This is a genomic window from Pedobacter sp. 01T416_2 (assembly GCF_056398925.1).
Genome location: NZ_JBFTQI010001134.1, coordinates 1 through 1,294, shown reverse-complemented (window position 1 = coordinate 1,294; position 1,294 = coordinate 1). Strand labels below are relative to the sequence as shown.

At 35.1% G+C, this 1,294-nt stretch carries 1 protein-coding gene; it reads right to left on the bottom strand.

What is annotated here, in order from left to right:
* Nucleotides 1–820 (bottom strand): LacI family DNA-binding transcriptional regulator (locus AC1DPQ_RS28000; protein ID WP_477611606.1); only part of this gene is annotated, 820 nt, incomplete at its 3' end.
* Between the last annotated feature and the right edge of the window lie 474 nt (nt 821–1,294).

Genomic DNA, 1,294 nt, shown 5'->3' with positions numbered 1-1,294 from the left:
CGAGATAACTGATAAAAGAGGTGTTCCCGAATCCTACGTATTCAATTTTGTCAAAGTCAGGGTGGTTTATCGATTTCAGGTATTTCATCGCATCGAACATAATAGGTTCTTTAAAAGCCACGAGCGCAGTAGGCATATTTTCTGGGTTGGCAAATAAATTCTTAATTGCTGAGATCGTATTTTCTTTGTCGAAATCGGTGTAAGCAACCAATTCTGATGAAAAAGGAACCTGATTATCATTTAAAGCATTGATGTAGCCATTAAAGCGATCGTGCGTAAAATTAATCATTTTTGGACCGCCTAAATAAGCAATCTTTTTATGCCCCCTGTCTATTAAAAACTTTGTAGCCTGATAACTGYCCTGAAAAGTATTGCCCAAAACTTTATGGCAGCTTAAGTTAAAACTCGGGTTTCGGGCATAATACACTACCGGAGTGCCCATGTTTTCGAACTGGTCTAAATGCGAAAAATCTTGCGTGTGTTTTGAAATAGCCACAATTAAACCATCAACCCGGCTCCGCAACAACATATTTGCAGATTGGATTTCTTTTTTCAGGTCATCGTGAGATTGGCTGATAATAACATTATATCCATTTTGTGTGGCAAATTGCTCTACACCATAAATACTTCTGGTAAAATAGTGATCTAAAAGATTGGGTAAGATAATACCAATAATGTGCGATTTCTTTTCCTTTAAATTAATAGCTGATTTATTGGGCGTAAAATGCAAATCGCGGGCCATTTCCTGAACACGTTGTTTCGTGTACTCGTTTATGGTTGGGTAGTTATTAAGGGCCTTTGATACTGTTGATACTGACATCTTTAACTTTTCAGCCAAGAATTTTAGTGTAACAGGGGTATTATTCATTATCTTTTCCAATCTCAGTGCATAGTTAAGAAAAAAACGCAATTATTTCAAACGTTTGAAATGTTGTTTCAATGGATTTTATTACGTTTTGGCCTATTTTAAAACGTTTAATTTTTTAAGCTTTTCTAAATTCGTAATCACGAGCACAAACTTCCCAAATAAACATGATGAAATCATTACCTGCTGCCAGCAAATGTTGCCAAAAACCTAACTTATGCTTTTGCAGCAAATCACTCCTTATTAATGAAAAACTAAATTTTGCTCAAATTTAGGAGGGCAGTGGAAACACCGTCTGTTAATTAATTGTTAGTTTTGAAACGATCAATTAATTAATATTAAAACTTAAGTTATGCTAAAAACAACCTATAGCGTATTTTTAATCTGCTTTTCGCTCCTTTCATCAATCAGTTACGGTCAGGTTACCGC